The following is a 19,109-nucleotide window of genomic DNA, read 5'->3' as shown; positions in this document are numbered from 1 at the left end:
TAAGCGGGCGTTTTTTTATGACTTACTTCCGGCGCCAGGTGGTGCCCTGCGGGCCATCTTCCAGCACGATCCCCATCTCGTTAAGACGATCGCGCGCCGCATCCGCCGCCGCCCAGTCTTTCGCTTTACGCGCGTCCAGACGCTGCTGGATAAGCGATTCAATTTCCGCCACTTCCGCGTCGTCAGCCTGCGCGCCGCTCTGCAGGAAGGCGTCCGGCTCCTGCTCCAGCAGCCCCAGCACCGACGCAAGCTTACGCAGGTGGGCCGCCATGGCGTTCGCCGCGGCCGCGTCCTCGGTTTTCAGGCGGTTTACTTCGCGCGCCATATCGAACAGCACCGAGTAGGCTTCCGGGGTGTTGAAGTCATCGTCCATCGCCTCGATAAAGCGTGCTTCGAAGGCTTCGCCGCCCGCCGCCTCGACGGATTTGTCGGTCCCGCGCAGCGCGGTGTACAGACGCTCCAGCGCCGAGCGCGCCTGCTTGAGGTTCTCTTCGCTGTAGTTCAGCTGGCTGCGATAGTGGCCAGACATCAGGAAGTAGCGAATCGTCTCCGCATCGTAATACTTCAGCACATCGCGGACGGTAAAGAAGTTGCCCAGCGATTTCGACATCTTCTCGCGGTCAACCATCACCATGCCGGAGTGCATCCAGTAGTTAACGTACTCGCCGTCATGGGCGCAGGTGGACTGAGCGATTTCGTTTTCGTGATGCGGGAACATCAGATCGGAACCGCCGCCGTGGATGTCAAAATGGTTGCCCAGCTGTTTGCAGTTCATCGCCGAGCACTCGATATGCCAGCCCGGACGGCCCGCGCCCCACGGCGACGGCCAGCTTGGCTCGCCCTCTTTCGACATCTTCCACAGAACGAAGTCCATCGGGTTACGCTTGACGTCAACCACGTCGACGCGCGCCCCCGCCTGCAGCTGATCGAGATCCTGACGCGACAGCAAACCGTAGTTCGGGTCCGTCGGCACATCGAACATCACGTCGCCGTTATCCGCCACATAGGCATGGCCTTTGGCGATCAGCTGCTCGGTAATCTCGATGATTTCCGCAATATGATGCGTCGCGCGCGGCTCGCTGTCGGGACGCAAAATATTCAGGGCGTCAAAATCCTTGTGCATTTCGGCGATCATCCGATCGACCAGCGCGACAAAGCTTTCGCCGTTTTCATTAGCGCGCTTAATGATTTTGTCATCGATATCGGTGATATTGCGCACGTACTTCAGCTTATAGCCGAGAAAACGCAGATAACGCGCCACAACGTCAAAGGAGACGAAGGTACGCCCATGGCCGATGTGACAGAGATCGTAAACGGTAATACCACACACGTACATGCCGACTTCCCCGGCATGGATAGGTTTAAATTCCTCTTTCTGGCGCGTCAGTGTATTAAAAATTTTTAACATCGAAGATTCCGTGTAGACGTGTGTGGGTAATGAAGCCTCTATAATACCCATAATTCACACTGGACGCAGCACACATTGCAAGGTGCATCGACCCCCGCGGTTATGCTATAACACCCCCCTATATCTCACCCGACACCGGGTGCTGGCACCACACTCATCGGAACAGGATGCAAAAATGGTTACTTTCCACACCAATCATGGCGATATCGTAATCAAAACGTTTGACGACAAAGCGCCGGAAACAGTTAAAAACTTCCTGGACTACTGCCGCGAAGGTTTCTACGACAACACCATTTTCCACCGTGTTATCAACGGCTTCATGATTCAGGGCGGCGGTTTTGAACCTGGCATGAAACAAAAAGCGACCAAATCTCCGATTCAGAACGAAGCGAACAACGGTCTGAAAAACACCCGCGGCACGCTGGCGATGGCCCGTACTCAGGCGCCGCACTCTGCAACCGCGCAGTTCTTCATCAACGTGGTTGACAACGACTTCCTGAACTTCTCCGGCGAAAGCCTGCAGGGCTGGGGCTACTGCGTCTTCGCGGAAGTGGTTGAAGGCATGGACGTGGTTGATAAAATCAAAGCGGTTGCCACCGGCCGCAGCGGCATGCACCAGGATGTGCCGAAAGACGATGTGATCATCAAAAGCGTCACCGTCAGCGAGTAATTCGTGGCGACACTTTTTATTGCAGATTTGCACCTGCAAACAGAAGAACCGGCGATCACCGCCGGTTTTCTGCGTTTTTTACAGGGGGAAGCCCGTCAGGCGGACGCCCTGTATATCCTTGGCGATCTGTTCGAGGCATGGATCGGCGATGACGATCCGAACCCGTTGCATCAGCAAATCGCTACGGCAATCAAAGCCGTCGTCGACGCCGGCGTGCCCTGCTACTTCATTCACGGCAACCGCGATTTTCTCGTCGGCCAGCGCTTCGCCCGCCAGAGCGGGATGCTCCTGCTCGCCGAAGAAGAGCGACTGGACCTCTATGGCCGTGAAGTCTTGATTATGCATGGCGACACGCTGTGCACCGATGACCTGGGCTATCTGGCGTTTCGCGCGAAAGTCCACACCCCGTGGATCCAGCGCCTGTTCCTGGCCCTGCCGCTGTTTATCCGCCGCCGTATCGCCGCCCGCATGCGCGCCGACAGCAAAGCCGCCAACAGCAGCAAATCAATGGAAATTATGGATGTGAATCCGCAGGCGGTGGTTGACGCGATGGAGCGGCATCACGTGCAGTGGCTGATCCACGGCCATACCCATCGCCCGGCGGTCCATGACCTGCAGGCCAACGGCCAGCCCGCATGGCGCGTGGTGCTTGGCGCCTGGCACAGCGAAGGATCGATGGTCAAGGTGACGCCGGACGACGTCGAACTGATCCACTTTCCGTTCTAATTCCTGCGCGAGCATAATTCCGAAACCGCCTTTTGCCTGGGCGGAGGTATGCGCCTCCCGGCATTCCGCATGCTAGTCTTCCTCGACATCACTCTCAAGGAACGAGCATGAACAGGAAAAAGTGGAGCCAGCCGCTGATCTGGGGAATGATCATCGCGCTCCTCAATCCGTTAGGGATAAGCTATATCGCCTTAATCGGCGTCACTCTCGGCAACACGCTGACGTTTGTCTGGTGCGCCCTGCTGGCGTGGGCCATCTATTTCTATGCCATTTATTTGCTCTGCACCCGCCCTCACGAGAGCCGGTCAGTACAGATCTTTTTACTGATCATGGGCACCCTGATGCTCCCCTGGGGGCTCGTGCTGCTTATCACCTGTATCATGAATGAGAGAAGTGTCGATAAGCCGCGATCGCCGTCCTCGATAAGCGAGACAAAAGACGGCTAACCATGCGCACGCAACCGTTTTCCTTGCCGGCAGTTCATGCTATTCTCTGTGGCCTCTAAAGCAGTGTGAAACACACCCACAGGAGTTTTAAGACGCATGTCTTCCCGCAATAATTCGGCGCGTATCGCCATCGTGATGGGGTCCAAAAGCGACTGGGCTACCATGCAGTTTACCGCAGAAATCCTTGATGCCCTGAACGTTCCGTACCATGTCGAAGTGGTCTCCGCCCATCGCACGCCCGATAAGCTGTTCAGCTTCGCTGAAAGCGCCGAAAGCCACGGTTATCAGGTGATTATTGCAGGGGCAGGCGGCGCGGCGCATCTGCCGGGCATGATTGCGGCGAAAACCCTGGTGCCGGTGCTCGGCGTACCGGTTCAGAGCGCGGCCTTAAGCGGTGTCGACAGCCTCTACTCCATTGTGCAGATGCCGCGCGGTATTCCGGTCGGTACCCTGGCCATCGGCAAAGCCGGGGCTGCAAACGCCGGTCTGCTCGCCGCGCAGATCCTCGCCCAGCATGATGCTGAACTCCACCAGCGCCTGAGCGCCTGGCGTCAGGCGCAAACCGATGAAGTGCTGGATAACCCGGACCCGCGGGGTGCGGCATGAAACAGGTATGCGTGCTCGGTAACGGCCAGTTAGGCCGTATGCTGCGCCAGGCCGGCGAGCCGCTGGGTATCGCCGTCTGGCCGGTGGGGCTGGAAGCCGATCCGGAAGCGGTGCCGTTCCAGCAGAGCGTCATCACCGCAGAAATTGAACGCTGGCCGGAAACCGCCCTCACCCGCGAGCTGGCCCGCCACCCGGCGTTCGTCAACCGCGACGTCTTCCCGATTATCGCCGATCGCCTGACGCAAAAGCAGCTGTTCGATAAGCTGGGCCTCGCCACTGCCCCGTGGCAGCTGCTGGCGGATAAAAGCGAGTGGCCGGCGGTGTTTGCCCGCCTTGGCGAACTGGCGATCGTTAAGCGTCGCGTCGGCGGCTACGACGGCCGCGGCCAGTGGCGTCTGCGGGAAAACGAGATCGATCAGCTACCGGACGATAACTACGGCGAGTGCATCGTCGAGCAGGGGATTAACTTCTCCGGCGAAGTGTCGCTGGTAGGCGCCCGCGCCCAGGACGGCAGCACCGTCTTCTACCCGCTGACCCGCAACCTGCATCAGGACGGTATTCTGCGCGCCAGCGTCGCCTTCCCGCAGGCCAATGCCCGCCAGCAGGAGCAAGCGGAAAGCATGCTGACGGCGATCATGAACGAGCTGAACTACGTCGGCGTGATGGCGATGGAGTGCTTCGTCACCGCCGAGGGGCTGCTGATTAACGAGCTGGCGCCGCGCGTACACAACAGCGGCCACTGGACGCAAAATGGCGCCTCCATCAGCCAGTTTGAGCTGCATCTGCGAGCGATGACCGACCTTCCTCTGCCGCCGCCGGTGGTTAACAGCCCGTCGGTGATGATCAACCTGATCGGCACCGATCTCAATTACGACTGGCTGAAGCTGCCGCTGGTCCACCTGCACTGGTACGATAAAGAGGTGCGCCAGGGTCGTAAAGTCGGCCACCTGAACCTGACCGACAGCGATACAGACCGTCTGAGCGCGACGCTGGAAGCGTTGAAGCCGCTGCTGCCAGCGGAATACGCCAGCGGTATCGTCTGGGCGCAGGCGCAGCTCAGCTAAGCCCTTCGTGCCGGGGATTTGATCTATCCCCTTCCCCGGCACACCTTGAGGCGCGTACAATCCCCCCCTTGCTGTAAAGCCCATTTCTGTTTTGACTTCAGAGGATACCCCATGACCAATGGGACGGATTATCGCGCCATTCTCGCCAGCGATACGCCACTGATTGACGTGCGCGCCCCGGTGGAGTTTAGCCAAAGCGCGATGCCGGCGGCGATCAACCTGCCGCTGATGAATGATGAAGAACGCGCCGCGGTTGGCACCTGCTACAAGCGCCAGGGGCCGGAAGCGGCGCTGGCGCTCGGCCATAAGCTGGTCCAGGGCGACATGCGCGCCAGCCGGATCCAGGCCTGGCTGGAAGCGTGCGCCCGTTACCCGCACGGTTTCCTGTGCTGCGCTCGCGGCGGCCAGCGCTCGCATATCGTCCAGCAGTGGCTGAAAGAAGCTGGTGTGGATTACCCCCTGATCGTCGGCGGCTATAAAGCGCTGCGCCAGGCGGCGATCCAGGCCACCGACGCGCTGGTACAGCGACCGATCGTGCTGATTGGCGGCTGCACCGGCAACGGCAAAACCCAGCTGGTTTGCTCGCGCCCGGACGGTATCGATCTGGAAGGCCATGCCCACCACCGCGGCTCTTCGTTTGGCCGCACGCTACAGCCGCAGCATCCGCAGGCCACCTTTGAAAACCATCTGGCGGTTAGCCTGCTCAAAAAAGCCGAACAGCAGACGCGCTGGGTGCTGGAAGATGAAGGCCACATGATCGGCGCCAACCATCTGCCGGAGTGCCTGCGCATCCGCATGGCGCAATCGCCGCTGGCGGTGGTGGAAGATCCGTTTGACGTTCGCCTCGAACGGCTGCGCGAGGAGTATTTCGATCGCATGTATCGCGACTTTATCGCCGCCTATGGCGAAGAGAAAGGCTGGCAGGCATATGGCGAGTATCTGCATCACGGCCTGTTCGCCATCCGCCGTCGCCTGGGACTGCAGCGTTTTGCTCAGCTCACTGAACGCCTCGATGAGTCGCTGGCGCAGCAGCAGCGCACCACCAGCACCGAGGCGCACTTCGCCTGGCTGGTGCCGCTGCTGGAAGAATACTACGACCCGATGTATCGCTATCAGTTGGGGAAAAAAGCCGGGAAGATTATTTTTCGCGGCAACTGGCAGGAGGTCGCCGCCTGGCTGGCGGAGTAATCACACCCTCTCTTGTCCCGGCTTGCGGCGTAAACGCCTTAGCCGGGCTACGGGTCCGCAGACGGCGGTGAACCTGTAGCCCCGGTAAGCGCAGCGTCACCGGGGAATGGTTACCGCTTAGAAGTCGTAGCGCAGACGCACCAGGTTCATATCGCCCAGGTTGTCGGTGCTGGAGGTAAACACGTGCTCGTAGTCAACGCGGAAGCCATAATCCAGCTGGAAGCTGATCCCCAGACCGTTATCAATCCGCTGGTAGTTACGGCCGTTCACATATTCCAGGCGGTCGCCCATAAAGTACGGCTGAATAGATTTAACGGCATATTGATTGATCGGGAATTTATAGCCCGCAAAATATTCAATCCCCCAGGCGTCGCCGGCGAAGTAATTATGGACATCGGTTTTTTTGGTAGTGAGGAAGTTCTGATACCAGCCGCCGCCGAAGGAGAAAGTCCAGTTATCCGGGGTCCAGCTCAGCGCGGTACCGACGATGTTCTGGTCATAGGTTTTGCTGTCGGAACTTGACGGGTCGCGCATTTCGGCGCGGGTGTAGTTCCACGCGGTCCCCCAGGTCAGATCCTTCATGATGTGGTAGTCCGCGCCAACAGAACCGCCGCCTTTACGTTTATAGCGCAGACCATTACCCGGCAGGTATTCGCTGTCTTCGAACAGATAGGAACCGTAAAGATCGACATCGCCAACGGTTTTCTTATATTTCAGCATATTACGGGAACGATAAGAACCATCGTAATCGCCGTTAATACCGTTGCCCGGCGCCTGGGCAATCATATCGTAGTCCCAGATATCGGTTTTCACCCCGACCACATCATAGTAAATACTGTTTTGCTGACCGTAGGTTAACGTCCCCCAGGTATCGCTTTTCAGGCCGGTATACAGCATGCGGCGGGTGGTATTGTTCGCCCCTTCCGCGTAGTGATTATCCCAGTCGAACAGCGCCGGAATATTCACCCCCAGCTCGTAGTAGCTGATCCAGCTAATATCATCGAACAGATAGTAGTCCGCGGCGAAACGGAAGCGGGTGCCGCCGTCGAAACCGTTGCGCTTATAGGAGCCTTTATCCCCGTCGCCGGTCATCATATTGAACTGCGGGCGGATACTTCCGCCGACGGTAAAGTTAAGCCGGCTTAACGGATCCCCCGCCTGCGGATCCTGTTTTAGCAGGGTGATCTCCGCGTGGGCAGCCAATGACGTTAACGCTAATGCTGCGCCGATCGAGATCGCCAGCGTTTTTATTGTGTGTGCCATAGTTTTTCCTTGATTAATAAGCAACCTTATATTTTCCAGTTGAATATTAACCGCGAATCAGCACAGCGTGTTGCTGGGTTTTTAATGTTTCGTGCGCTTAAAAATCAATGGTTTATCAATTTGTGCGCTTAAAATAAAAGCGCCGCCAAAAACGGCGGCGCATCATCAACATGTAATATTCTTACTGGCTAAACTGACGGAATAGCGCTTTCCCTTTTAATAAACGCAGCCCCAGCCCGCCGCCGCACAGGGATAACAACACCGCTCCCGTCAGCGGCAGCATCACCCACAGCCGCCAGTCCGGCGCCCAGGGAAAATCAAAGACTTTGGTCTGCAGCATCGCCAGCGCCACTTCGGCGCCTATCGCCGCCACCAGGCCGGAGACCAGCCCCAACAGGGCAAACTCCGCCCACAGCGTGGCGCGCAGCAGCGATTTCCCGGCCCCCAGCGTGCGCCAGACCACCAGCTCCTGATGACGCTGACGCATACCGACCTGCACCTGCGCCAGCAACAGCAGCACGCCGCAGGCCGTCACCAGGCCCACCATCACCTCCAGCGCCCGGCTGACCTGGGAGAGCACCTGGCCGACCTGGCGCAGGATAGCGCCAATATCCAGCAGACTGACGGTGGGAAACTCGCGGTTCAGCTGGGTCAACATCGCAGGACCGTTATCCCAGCGGAAGCTGGTGAGCCAGCTCTGCGGCTGCCCGTCCAGCGCCCCGGTGGGGAAAATAAAGAAGAAGTTTGGCCGCAGGCTCTCCCAGTCGACTTTGCGCACGCTGCTCACCTTCGCGCTGAACTCCTGCGTATCGCCGTTAAAGGTCACCGTATCGCCGATTGTCACTCCCAATCGCTGCGCCAGCCCCTCCTCAATCGATACCTCGCCCTGCTTCGGCGGCCAGCTGCCGGCCACCAGCGGATTATGATCCGGACGCTGTTCGCTCCAGGTGAGATTAAGCTCGCGATTCAGCGCTTCGTCTTTATTCCCGTCCGTGGACTGGCCGTTGATCTGCGTCAGACGAGCCCGGACGATCGGATAGAATTCCGCCGCCCGCGTCTGATGTTCGGCGAGGAAGGTCTTCACCGGCATTATCTGCTCAGGGGCGATATTGATCAGGAAGTAGTTCGGGCTCTCCGGGGGCAGTTGCTGCTGCCAGCGATCGAGCAGATCGCCGCGCAGCACCAGCAGGAGCGCCAGCAGCATAAATGACAGGGAAAACGCCGCCAACTGGCTGAGGGTCGACCACGGCTGGCGCAGCAGGCGATTCACCGCCAGACGCAGCGGCAAGGCTCTGAGCGTCAGGCGTTTGAGCAGCCACAGCAATCCCCAGCCCACCAGGCCGCACAGCAGCGCCAGCACCACCGCCCCGGCCAGCACTGACCACAGCAGCGGACTGCCGCCCATCAGCCACGCCAGCAGGCCCACCACCACGGCGCTGACCGTCGGGATCCAGATTTTTAACGGCCAGACGCTGGCCACCACGTCCTGGCGCAGCACTCGCAGCGGCAGGGTCGCCAGCAGCAGCCGATACGGCCGCAGGCCCACCAGCAGGGAAATCACGCCGGTCGCGCCCACCGCCCACAGCCACGGCCAGCCGCTGGCCGGCGGGAGCGCGGCGGGAAGAACCGGTTTGAGCACCAGCAGCAGCAGGCGCTCCAGCGCCAGCCCCGCCACCCCGCCGGTTATCACCGACAGCGCCAGCAGCAGCAGCCACTGACCGACAATCAGCTTGCGCAGCTGCGCCCGTCCGGCGCCCAGCGTCTTGAGTATGGCGACCAGATCGTAGCGGCTGCGGCAGTAGTGGCCCATCGCCACGGCCACCGCCGCGACGGCCAGCAGCAGCGTCAACAGCGCGGATAACAACAGGAATTGCTGCGAGCGTTCGAGGGATTTGCCCAGCGCGCTGTCGTCCTGTTCAAGACCAATCCAGCGATGCTCCGGGCCGAGTTTCGGCAGCAGCCACTGCTCATAACGGGCCAGCTGTTCAGCGTCGCCGGCGAACTTATAACGCCATGCGACGCGACTGCCGGGCTGCACGGCGCCGGTCTTTGCCACGTCGGCCATATTCATCATCAGCCGCGGCGCCATCTGGAAGGGGTTAAACCCCGCATCCGGCTCCTGAATCACTTCCCCGGCAATGCGCAGCGTGGCGTCGCCAACGTCAATCGTATCGCCGGTTTTCAGGTTCAGCAGCGCCATCAGCCTTGGCGCCAGCAGGACGCTGCCCGCCCGGGGCTTCAGCCCCGGCGGCTGCGTCTCGAGAGTGCCATACAGCGGATAGCGGTCATCCACTGCCTTGACGTCCGCCAGCTGCGGCGTATCGCCCGCAAAGGTCATGGTGGCGAAGCTCAGCTGTTCGCCGACGCTCAGCCCTGACTTCCGCGCTTGCGCGATCCACTCAGCGGGCACCTCGCGCGAACTGCGCAGCGTCCGGTCGCCCGCCATAAACTCACGGCTTTGCTGGCTGAGGCCTTTCTCCATTCGATCGCTTATCGACCCCAGAGCCAGCACGCAGGCCACGGCGAGGCTTAACGCCAGCCAGACGATCAGCAGTGACGGCGAGCGCCATTCGCGCCAGAACCAGCGGGCGATCATGCTTCCTCCCGCAGCTGGCCATCCACCAGGCGCAGACGGCGGTCGCAGCGCGCCGCCAGCAGCGGATCGTGAGTGACGAGGATCAGGGTGGTGCCGTGTTCGCGATTAAGCGAGAACAGCAGATCGGCAATTTTGTCCCCGGTCTGGCGATCGAGGTTGCCGGTGGGCTCATCGGCGAACAGAATGGCCGGACGCCCATTGAAGGCCCGGGCCAGCGCCACCCGCTGCTGTTCGCCGCCGGAGAGCTGCGCCGGCAGGTGGTGCAGGCGTTTGCCAAGCCCCAGCTGCTCAAGCAGCGCCCGGGCATCGCCCCGGCTCTGGCTATCGCTGGCGCCGCGCAGCAGCGCCGGCAGCTCGACGTTCTCCAGGGCGTTGAGCGTTGGGATCAGCATAAACGACTGAAATACAAAACCGACGTGCTGCGCCCGCAGCGCCGCCCGCGCCTCCTCATCCATTCGATGCAGCGGTTTGCCCAGCATCGATACTTCCCCGCTGCTGCCATCGTCCAGGCCGGCGAGGATCGCCAACAGGGTCGATTTACCGGAGCCCGACTCGCCGATCAGGGCGATGGTCTGCCGCGGTTTGACAACCAGCTCAACTCCGGTAAGGATGGTGAGCTGATGCTCCCCCTGACCGACGGACTTCTTAAGATGATGAACTTCAAGTATGTTTTCCGCTGGCATGTGCCTTTCCTGTTTTTGTTCCTGTTTACCTGCCGCGCGATGGCGGCGGACACGCTGCTGATCCTCGGCGACAGCCTGAGCGCTGGCTATCGGATGGCGGCCAACGCCGCGTGGCCTGCGCTGCTCAATGAGAAGTGGCAGGCGAAAACGCCGGTGGTGAACGCCAGCATCAGCGGCGATACCTCCCAGCAGGGACTGTCCCGTCTGCCAGCGCTGCTTAAGCAGCATCAGCCGCGCTGGGTGCTGGTTGAGCTCGGCGGCAACGACGGGCTGCGCGGCTTTCCGCCGCAGCAGACCGAGCAGACGCTGCGCACCATCATTCAGACGATCAAAGCGGCCAACGCCGAGCCGCTGCTGATGCAAATTCACCTGCCGGCGAACTATGGCCGCCGCTATAATGAAGCCTTCGGCGCGATTTACCCGGCCCTGGCCAAAGAGTTCGCTATTCCTCTCCTGCCCTTTTTTATGGAGGAGGTGTATCTGAAACCCCAGTGGATGCAGGACGACGGCATTCACCCGAATCGCGACGCGCAGCCGTTTATCGCCGACTGGATGGCGAACCGGCTGGCTCCCTTAGTTAATCATGACTCCTGAACGCCAGGGGTCGCTGACAGGTAAAGTTATGCAAAAAACGGTTTTAGTGACAGGCTGTTCCAGCGGAATTGGTCTGGAAAGCGCGCTGGATTTAACCCGCGAGGGCTTTCGCGTGCTGGCAGCCTGCCGCAAAGCGGAGGATGTGGCGCGGATGCAGGAGCTGGGGCTAACCGGTATTTTGCTCGATCTGGACGACCCGCAGAGCGTGGAGCGCGCGGCGGCGGAGGTGATTGCGCTGACCGATAATCGTCTCTACGGCTTGTTCAATAACGCCGGTTACGGCGTCTATGGCCCGCTGAACACCATCAGCCGCCAGCAGATGGAACAGCAGTTTTCCGCCAACTTTTTTGGCGCCCATCAGCTCACCATGCTGCTGCTGCCGGCGATGACCCCGCACGGCGAAGGGCGCATCGTGATGACCTCCTCGGTGATGGGGCTTATCGCCAGCCCCGGCCGCGGCGCCTACGCCGCCAGCAAATATGCCCTTGAGGCATGGTCCGATGCGCTGCGCATGGAGCTGCGCCACAGCGGTATTCAGGTCAGCCTGATTGAACCGGGCCCGATCCGCACCCGCTTTACCGATAACGTCAACCAGACGCAAAGCGACAAGCCCGTTGAAAACCCGGGCATCGCCGCCCGTTTTACCCTCGGGCCGGAGGCGGTGGTGGAAAAAGTGCGCCACGCTTTTACCAGCGATAAGCCGAAGCTGCGCTACCCGGTCACCCTGGTCACCCACGCGGTGGCGCTGCTCAAACGCCTGCTGCCAGCCCGCGCGATGGACAAAATTATCCACGGCTGAGTTGAAGCGCGGAATGCCGCCCCCATGTAAAACAGAAATCGACTAACGAGAAATGCCCATGTCCGAACAGAATATTGTCAACATTAGCGAAGCGAACCTGCAGCAGACGCTACAGCAGTCTATGAACGTCCCGGTGCTGTTTTACTTCTGGTCTGCCCGCAGCCAGCACTGCGAACAGCTGACCCCGGTTCTTGAGCGTCTGGCCGCGCAATACAATGGCCAGTTTACGCTGGCGAAGGTCGATTGCGACGCTGAGCAGATGCTCGCTTCACAGTTTGGTCTGCGCGCCATCCCTACGGTTTATCTGTTCCAGAACGGCCAGCCGGTGGACGGTTTTGAAGGCCCGCAGCCGGAAGAAGCGATCCGCGCCCTGCTGGATAAAGTCCTGCCCCGCGAAGAGGAGCTGAAAGCTCAGCAGGCGCTGGCCCTGATGCAGGAAGAAAAATACGCCGATGCCCTGCCGCTGCTGAAGGAAGCCTGGCAGCTGTCGAATCAGGAGAGCCAGATTGGCCTGCTGCTGGCGGAAACGCTGATTGCCCTGCACCGTTCCGATGAAGCGGAAAGCGTGCTGAAAACCATCCCGCTGCAGGATCAGGATACCCACTATCAGGGTCTGGTGGCGCAGATTGAGCTGCTCAAACAGGCCGCCGACACGCCGGAAATCCAGCAGCTGCAGCAGCAGGTGGAACAGAATCCGGAGGATGCGCTGCTGGCCTCCCAGCTGGCGCTACAGCTGCATCAGGTCGGGCGTAACGAAGAAGCGCTGGCGCTACTGTTCAGCCATCTGCAGAAGGATTTAGGCGCCGGCGACGGCCAGGCGCGCAAGATGCTGCAGGAGATCCTCGCCGCCCTCGGTACCGGCGATGCGCTGGCCGCCAAATACCGCCGTCAGCTCTATTCGCTGCTGTACTAATTCGTTGCCTGCCCCGGATAGCGCTGCGCTATCCGGGCTATGCGAACGAGGCGCAACGCAGCCTTAGTAACCCGGGTGAGGCGTGAACGCCGCAACCCGGGATCGTTCACGGGCGTTTTTTCAGCTGCGTCACCACCAGCTGATGGCGGGCGTTGAAGAACTTCCGGTAGGTCAGATAGCCGGCGATAATCGTCGACAGGCTGGCGGTCGACAGCAGCATAAAAGTTACCATGATCTGGTACTTAATCGCCTTCACCGGGTCAATACCGGCAAAAATTAGTCCCGACATCATCCCTGGCAAACTCACCAGGCCGACCGTTTTCGCTGAATCGACGGTGGGAATCAATGACGCGCGGATGCTGTCGCGGATCAGCCGCGCCGAGGCCATCTTCGGCGTCGCGCCGAGGCTGAGCTTCTCCTGAATCTGCTGCTGCTCGCTGCTGAAGCGCTGGCCCATATTGTTGTAGCACAGCCCCACCGCCACCATGGCGTTCCCGGCCACCATCCCGGCAATCGGGATCACTTGCATCGGCACGAAGGCTATCGAGCCGGAGAACACCAGCACCGCCAGCGTCAGCCCAGCGCCGGTGGTGATGGCGATAAATGACGAGACAAACGCCTTATCGATATATTTACTGCGCTTTTTGGCATTCCACGCCGCGTTAAAGCAGATAAACAGCACCATCAACAGCGTCAGAACCGCATGGTTGACGTTAAAGATATATTTCAGCACATAGCCGACGATAATCAGCTGCACGATCGCCCGGCAGATGCTCCAGAGAATATCTTTTTCCAGCGCCAGCTTTTCCCGATAGCTCACCAGAATAGCGATCAGCACCAGCACCATCGACAGCGCCAGCGATTCGTTCGTAATGTTATGCCCGTTCATGCTGTGCCTCCTGCATGTTTCCGCCGGCAGGTTGCAGCGTAATTACTTCATCGGCATGCGAAATTTCATTGCGATCGTGGGTGACCCATAGAACAGCGACCTGTTTTTCCGTCGCGTAGCCATGAATAATGTCATTCACATTCTGTTTATTACTGTCATCCAGCGCGCTGGTAATTTCGTCCAGCAGCAGCACGCGCGGCAGAAATTGTAAATTGCGAATCAGCGATACGCGCTGCTTTTCACCGCCCGACAGTTCGTTAATCGATTTTTCCAGCATATTTTCGCCAAGACCAAAGCGCTGCAGATCGGCCACCAGCGCCTGCGGATCCGGTTGTTTATTACGGATCTGCCACGGAAAAATCAGGTTATCGTAAACCGAATCCCCGAACAGCGCCGGCGTCTGCGCACAATAAGAGACCTGCTGGCGATACCTTTCCGGCGACAGCGTCGCGACATCGGCATCATCGAAAAACAGACGTCCGGAGGTCGGGCTGAGCAGCGAGGCGATAATTTTCAGCAAGGTGCTTTTCCCGCAGCCGGAAGGCCCGGTAATCAACTTGAATTCCCCGGGTCTGAGCTGAAGGTTGATATTATGTAAAATAACTGCGTCGTCGGTCTTAAATCCCACATCCTCGAGACGCAAAAGCGCGTTATTTTCCTTCATGAGTCTTCCTGATTATTTTCTGAAACACCGCTAGTTTACCCCACTTTCCTTTCTCCAGGATGAGGAGAAAGATATACTCAATTTAAACATGCGCTATTTCCTTGTAGCGCCCCACCAGGCAACAAGACAGGAGGTTTTTGATGCTGATTTTTATTCCTATCCTTATTTTCGTCGCGCTGGTCATTGTGGCCGCGGCGGTGAAAATCGTCCCGCAGGGCTACCAGTGGACGGTGGAGCGCTTCGGGCGTTTTACCCAGACGCTGCAGCCGGGATTAAGCTTAGTCGTGCCGTTTATGGACCGCATCGGCCGCAAAGTGAACATGATGGAGCAGGTGCTCGACATCCCGTCACAGGAGGTGATCTCCCGGGATAACGCCAACGTCACTATCGACGCCGTTTGCTTTATTCAGGTGGTTGACGCGCCGAAGGCCGCCTACGAGGTCAGCAATCTTGAGCAGGCGATCGTCAACCTGACGATGACCAACATCCGTACCGTGCTCGGCTCGATGGAGCTGGACGAAATGCTCTCCCAGCGCGACAGCATTAACACCCGCCTGCTGCATATCGTTGACGACGCCACCAACCCGTGGGGGGTGAAAATCACCCGCGTCGAAATTCGCGACGTTCGCCCACCGGCGGAACTTATCGCCTCGATGAACGCCCAGATGAAAGCCGAACGAACCAAGCGCGCTTATATTCTCGAGGCCGAAGGGGTGCGTCAGGCGGAAATACTGAAAGCGGAAGGGGAAAAGCAGTCGCAGATCCTCAAGGCGGAGGGCGAGCGGCAGTCCGCGTTCCTGCAGGCGGAGGCCCGCGAGCGTTCCGCTGAAGCGGAAGCCCGCGCCACCCAGATGGTCTCCTCGGCGATCGCCTCAGGCGATATTCAGGCGATCAACTACTTCGTGGCGCAGAAATACACCGATGCGCTGCAGCAGATTGGCGCCGCCAACAACAGTAAAGTGGTGCTGATGCCGCTGGATGCCAGCAGCCTGATGGGATCGATCGCCGGGATCAGCGAGCTGATCAAAGAAGGCGCTGGCGATCGGAAAAAATCATGATCGACCTGATCCTCGCCCACCCCCATCTGTTCTGGCTTAGCCTCGGCGGGCTGCTGCTGGCGGCCGAGATGCTGGGCGGCAGCGGATACCTGCTATGGAGCGGCGTCGCCGGCGTGGTGACCGGCGCCCTGACCTGGCTCCTGCCGCTGAGCTGGGAATGGCAAGGCACGCTGTTTGCCGTCCTCACTCTGCTGGCGGCGTGGCTGTGGTCGAAGTGGCTGCGCAAGCGCGTCAAACTGCAGCGTCCTGCCGATGCTCAACTCAACCAGCGCGGGCTACAGCTGATTGGCCGCCGTCTGACGCTGGATGCCCCGCTGGTAAACGGCCGCGGCCACGTGCGCGTGGGCGACAGCTCCTGGCCGGTGATGGCTGACGAGGACCTCGCCGCGGGCAGTCAGGTCGAAGTGGTCGCCGTGGAAGGGATTACGCTGCGGATCAGACCCGTTGTTCGTTAAGCCTGCGCCTTGCGATGACAACAGCCGGAAAGATTATCGATAATCGGGCACTCCGCGCTGTCGTCGCCGGGGCAGGATTCAGCCAGCGCCAGCAGGTGCGCGCGCATATTTTGCAGCTCGCGGATATGGTTCTCGATATCCGCCACTTTCTCCAGCGTGCGTTTTTTCACATCGGCGCTGTGCCGTGACGGGTCGTTGAATAGCGCCACCAGCTCGCGGCACTCTTCCAGATTAAACCCCACCTGCCGCGCCTGGCGCAGCAGCGTCAGCTCATCGAGATGCTGCTGACCGTAGGTGCGGTAGCCGTTTTCGCTCCGCAACGGCGGCGTCACCAGCCCCTTCTCTTCGTAAAAACGAATCGCTTTGCTGGTTAAACCGGTTTTTTTCGCCACATCGCTGATATTCATTTTTTCTCCTTGACCTTCCCCTTGCTGGAAGGTTTAACCTTCTTAATACTCGATGAAAGAGTGGTTCTGGTCAATCGTTGACCGGAAAATTATTCAGGAGTTATTTATGTCTAACACTATCGACCTGACGCTGGATGGCCTCTCCTGCGGCCACTGCGTTAAACGCGTGAAAGAGAGTCTGGAGCAGCGTCCTGACGTTGAGCAAGCGGAAGTCACCCTCACTGAAGCCCATGTGACGGGCAGCGCCAGCGCACAAGCGCTGATTGAAACCGTTAAACAAGCCGGATACGGCGCGGAGCTCAGCCACCCAAAGGCTAAACCGCTGGCAGAATCATCAATCCCGTCGGAAGCACTGACAGCGGCCACTCCTGAGCTTCCGGCAGCCCATGACGAAGATGACAGTCAACAGCTGCTGATCAACGGCATGAGCTGCGCCAGCTGCGTCTCCCGGGTACAGAACGCGCTTGCCGCGGTGCCGGGCGTCTCACAGGCGCGGGTTAACCTGGCGGAACGCACGGCGCTGGTGATGGGCAGTGCGTCCGCCGCAGAATTAGTGCAGGCGGTGGAGAAAGCGGGCTACGGCGCGGAGGCGATCGAGGACGATCTGGAACGCCGCGAACGGCAGCAGGAAACCGCCATCGCCACCATGAAACGTTTTCGCTGGCAGGCGATTGTCGCCCTGCTGGTCGGCGTGCCGGTGATGGTCTGGGGCATGATCGGCGATAACATGATGGTCAGCGACGACAACCGTTCGCTGTGGCTGGTCATCGGCCTCGTCACCCTGGCGGTAATGGTCTTCGCCGGCGGCCACTTCTACCGCAGCGCGTGGAAAAGCCTGAAAAACGGCACCGCCACCATGGATACGCTGGTGGCGCTCGGTACCGGCGTCGCCTGGCTGTACTCGATGAGCGTCAACCTGTGGCCACAGTGGTTCCCGATGGAAGCCCGCCATCTCTATTACGAAGCCAGCGCAATGATTATCGGCCTGATTAACCTCGGCCATATGCTGGAGGCCCGCGCCCGCCAGCGCTCCTCAAAAGCGCTGGAAAAACTGCTCGACCTGACGCCGCCTTCGGCGCGGGTCGTTACGCCCGAGGGCGAGAAAGATCTGCCGCTCGCTGAAGTTCAGGCCGGCATGACGCTGCGCCTGACGACCGGCGACCGCGTCCCGGTCGACGGCGTGATAAGCCAGGGGGAAGCCTGGTTTGATGAAGCGATGCTCACCGGCGAACCGGTACCGCAGCAAAAAGGCGACGGCGACGCCATTCACGCCGGCACCGTAGTGCAGGACGGCAGCGTGCTGTTCACCGCCAGCGCCGTCGGCAGCCAGACCACGCTGGCGCGTATTATCCGCATGGTGCGCCAGGCGCAGAGCAGCAAGCCGGAGATCGGCCAGCTGGCGGATAAAATCTCCGCGGTGTTTGTCCCGGCGGTGGTCGCCATTGCGCTGATTAGCGCTGCGATCTGGTACTTCTTCGGCCCGGCGCCGCAGATCGTCTATACCCTGGTGATCGCCACCACGGTACTGATTATCGCCTGTCCGTGCGCCTTAGGCCTGGCGACGCCGATGTCGATTATCTCCGGCGTTGGCCGGGCGGCGGAGTACGGCGTACTGGTGCGCGACGCCGATGCTCTGCAGCGCGCCAGTGAACTCGACACCCTGGTATTCGATAAAACCGGCACCCTGACCGAAGGCAAGCCGCAGGTGGTGGCGGTGAAAACTTTCGCAGACGTTGATGAGATGACCGCGCTGCGTCTTGCCGCCGCGCTCGAGCAGGGTTCAAGCCATCCGCTGGCGCGAGCGATCCTTGATAAAGCCGGAGACAGCCCGTTGCCGGAAGTGAGCGGCTTCCGCACCCTGCGCGGCCTGGGCGTCAGCGGCGAAGCGGAAGGCCATCGCCTGCTGCTCGGTAACCAGGCGCTGCTCAACGAGCAACATATCGCCACCGGCGATATAGAAAGCGAGATGATGGCGCAGGCCTCGCGCGGGGCTACGCCGGTGCTGCTGGCGGTAGATGGTCAGGCGGCCGCGCTGTTCGCCATCCGTGACCCGCTACGCGAAGACAGCGTCGACGCTCTGGCGCGCCTGCATCGTCAGGGCTACCGCCTGGTGATGCTCACCGGGGATAACCCCACTACCGCGAATGCTATCGCCAAAGAAGCCGGCATTGATGAGGTGATTGCCGGCGTGCTGCCGGACGGTAAAGCCGACGCCATTAAGCGTCTGCAGAGCCAGGGGCACAAAGTGGCGATGGTGGGCGATGGGATTAACGACGCCCCGGCGCTGGCGCAGGCGGATGTCGGGATCGCCATGGGCGGCGGCAGCGATGTCGCCATTGAAACGGCGGCGATCACCCTGATGCGCCATAGTCTTCACGGCGTGGCCGATGCGCTGGCGATTTCGAAGGCGACCTTACGCAATATGAAGCAGAACCTGCTGGGGGCCTTTGTCTACAACTCGCTGGGCATCCCGATTGCCGCCGGGATCCTCTGGCCGCTGACCGGCACGTTGCTCAATCCGGTGGTCGCCGGCGCGGCGATGGCGCTGTCGTCGATTACCGTGGTGAGTAACGCTAATCGCCTGCTGCGCTTTAAACCAAAAGCGTAAGCGTTGTCGAGGAAAGCGGGCGCTGACAGGGTCGGCGCCCGCTTTTTTACCGGGACAAGAAAAGCCCGCCGG

At 60.1% G+C, this 19,109-nt stretch carries 20 protein-coding genes; 13 read left to right on the top strand and 7 right to left on the bottom strand.

The genetic code is table 11. From position 1 onward, the window contains the following. Positions 1-22: 22 nt before the first annotated feature. On the bottom strand, positions 23-1,408 hold the full coding sequence (gene cysS, locus ABLV52_RS10295; protein WP_101992039.1) for a cysteine--tRNA ligase: 1,386 nt from the start codon (positions 1,406-1,408) through the stop codon (positions 23-25). Between the two features lie 175 nt (positions 1,409-1,583). Here cysS and ppiB point away from each other — a divergent pair, with 175 nt between their 5' ends. From ppiB to mnmH, 6 genes are all read left to right on the top strand, one after another. Then, positions 1,584-2,078, top strand: coding sequence for a peptidylprolyl isomerase B (ppiB, locus tag ABLV52_RS10290; RefSeq protein ID WP_004151319.1), 495 nt, complete (start codon positions 1,584-1,586; stop codon positions 2,076-2,078). A gap of 3 nt (positions 2,079-2,081) precedes the next feature. After that, complete coding sequence (gene lpxH / locus ABLV52_RS10285) at positions 2,082-2,804, top strand: UDP-2,3-diacylglucosamine diphosphatase (protein ID WP_072420818.1); 723 nt, start codon at positions 2,082-2,084, stop codon at positions 2,802-2,804. Positions 2,805-2,911: 107 nt separating this feature from the next. Next, positions 2,912-3,250, top strand: a complete 339-nt coding sequence (locus tag ABLV52_RS10280) for a hypothetical protein (RefSeq protein ID WP_289552916.1) — start codon at positions 2,912-2,914, stop codon at positions 3,248-3,250. Between the two features lie 96 nt (positions 3,251-3,346). Then, complete coding sequence (gene purE / locus ABLV52_RS10275) at positions 3,347-3,856, top strand: 5-(carboxyamino)imidazole ribonucleotide mutase (protein WP_004151322.1); 510 nt, start codon at positions 3,347-3,349, stop codon at positions 3,854-3,856. Then, a complete protein-coding gene (gene purK, locus ABLV52_RS10270; RefSeq protein ID WP_023288669.1) occupies positions 3,853-4,920 on the top strand; it encodes a 5-(carboxyamino)imidazole ribonucleotide synthase in 1,068 nt (355 codons plus the stop codon). The genes purE and purK overlap by 4 nt, the downstream gene beginning before the upstream one ends. Positions 4,921-5,031: 111 nt before the next feature. After that, a complete protein-coding gene (gene mnmH, locus ABLV52_RS10265) occupies positions 5,032-6,108 on the top strand; it encodes a tRNA 2-selenouridine(34) synthase MnmH (RefSeq protein WP_348890336.1) in 1,077 nt (358 codons plus the stop codon). Positions 6,109-6,225: 117 nt separating this feature from the next. Here mnmH and ABLV52_RS10260 read toward each other — a convergent pair whose 3' ends face one another. Then, the gene (locus ABLV52_RS10260) at positions 6,226-7,371 is read right to left on the bottom strand and encodes an autotransporter domain-containing protein (protein WP_032454269.1); all 1,146 of its coding nucleotides are present in this window, start codon (positions 7,369-7,371) and stop codon (positions 6,226-6,228) included. A gap of 91 nt (positions 7,372-7,462) precedes the next feature. Here ABLV52_RS10260 and ABLV52_RS10255 point away from each other — a divergent pair, with 91 nt between their 5' ends. Continuing rightward, positions 7,463-7,576 carry a hypothetical protein gene (locus ABLV52_RS10255; protein WP_032428640.1) on the top strand — a complete coding sequence of 38 codons (114 nt, stop codon included), beginning with the start codon at positions 7,463-7,465 and terminating at the stop codon, positions 7,574-7,576. Here ABLV52_RS10255 and ybbP read toward each other — a convergent pair. Further along, positions 7,553-9,967 (bottom strand): putative ABC transporter permease subunit YbbP, encoded by a 2,415-nt coding sequence (ybbP, locus tag ABLV52_RS10250; RefSeq protein ID WP_348890335.1) that lies wholly within the window; start codon positions 9,965-9,967, stop codon positions 7,553-7,555. The genes ABLV52_RS10255 and ybbP overlap by 24 nt on opposite strands. Continuing rightward, positions 9,964-10,650 (bottom strand): putative ABC transporter ATP-binding protein YbbA, encoded by a 687-nt coding sequence (gene ybbA, locus ABLV52_RS10245; RefSeq protein ID WP_032454210.1) that lies wholly within the window; start codon positions 10,648-10,650, stop codon positions 9,964-9,966. The genes ybbP and ybbA overlap by 4 nt, the downstream gene beginning before the upstream one ends. On the opposite strand from ybbA, the gene tesA reads away from it, so the two are divergent. Genes tesA through ABLV52_RS10230 form a run of 3 tightly spaced genes read left to right on the top strand, consistent with a single transcriptional unit; the run spans position 10,621 to position 12,956 of the window. Continuing rightward, complete coding sequence (gene tesA, locus ABLV52_RS10240; RefSeq protein ID WP_044521318.1) at positions 10,621-11,244, top strand: multifunctional acyl-CoA thioesterase I/protease I/lysophospholipase L1; 624 nt, start codon at positions 10,621-10,623, stop codon at positions 11,242-11,244. The genes ybbA and tesA overlap by 30 nt on opposite strands. Continuing rightward, positions 11,234-12,043, top strand: coding sequence for an SDR family oxidoreductase (locus ABLV52_RS10235; protein WP_072096484.1), 810 nt, complete (start codon positions 11,234-11,236; stop codon positions 12,041-12,043). Before tesA ends, ABLV52_RS10235 begins: the two co-directional genes overlap by 11 nt. 58 nt (positions 12,044-12,101) lie before the next feature. Further along, positions 12,102-12,956: a co-chaperone YbbN gene (locus ABLV52_RS10230; RefSeq protein ID WP_023288662.1), complete on the top strand. Its 855-nt coding sequence runs from the start codon at positions 12,102-12,104 to the stop codon at positions 12,954-12,956. A gap of 106 nt (positions 12,957-13,062) precedes the next feature. Here the strand turns inward: ABLV52_RS10230 and fetB are convergent, their stop codons facing one another. Together fetB and fetA are read right to left on the bottom strand one after the other, a co-directional pair. Further along, entirely contained in the window at positions 13,063-13,845 is a 783-nt protein-coding gene (gene fetB, locus ABLV52_RS10225; protein WP_004204721.1) for an iron export ABC transporter permease subunit FetB, read from the bottom strand. Beyond that, positions 13,832-14,509 (bottom strand): iron ABC transporter ATP-binding protein FetA, encoded by a 678-nt coding sequence (fetA, locus tag ABLV52_RS10220; protein WP_023288661.1) that lies wholly within the window; start codon positions 14,507-14,509, stop codon positions 13,832-13,834. Before fetA ends, fetB begins: the two co-directional genes overlap by 14 nt. A 140-nt stretch (positions 14,510-14,649) precedes the next feature. On the opposite strand from fetA, the gene ABLV52_RS10215 reads away from it, so the two are divergent. Then, entirely contained in the window at positions 14,650-15,567 is a 918-nt protein-coding gene (locus tag ABLV52_RS10215) for an SPFH domain-containing protein (RefSeq protein WP_004204723.1), read from the top strand. After that, entirely contained in the window at positions 15,564-16,022 is a 459-nt protein-coding gene (locus ABLV52_RS10210) for an NfeD family protein (RefSeq protein ID WP_348890334.1), read from the top strand. Before ABLV52_RS10215 ends, ABLV52_RS10210 begins: the two co-directional genes overlap by 4 nt. Here the strand turns inward: ABLV52_RS10210 and cueR are convergent. Then, complete coding sequence (gene cueR / locus ABLV52_RS10205; protein ID WP_004204725.1) at positions 16,019-16,429, bottom strand: Cu(I)-responsive transcriptional regulator; 411 nt, start codon at positions 16,427-16,429, stop codon at positions 16,019-16,021. The two genes, ABLV52_RS10210 and cueR, sit on opposite strands and share 4 nt — an antisense overlap. 106 nt (positions 16,430-16,535) lie before the next feature. Between cueR and copA the strand changes: the two genes are divergently transcribed. After that, positions 16,536-19,037 carry a copper-exporting P-type ATPase CopA gene (gene copA, locus ABLV52_RS10200; protein ID WP_044521405.1) on the top strand — a complete coding sequence of 834 codons (2,502 nt, stop codon included), beginning with the start codon at positions 16,536-16,538 and terminating at the stop codon, positions 19,035-19,037. Positions 19,038-19,109: the final 72 nt, after the last annotated feature.

It is taken from the genome of Klebsiella sp. GB_Kp056 (genome assembly GCF_040064755.1).
Lineage (GTDB): Bacteria > Pseudomonadota > Gammaproteobacteria > Enterobacterales > Enterobacteriaceae > Klebsiella > Klebsiella quasipneumoniae.
This window is presented reverse-complemented; position numbering and strand designations above follow the sequence as displayed.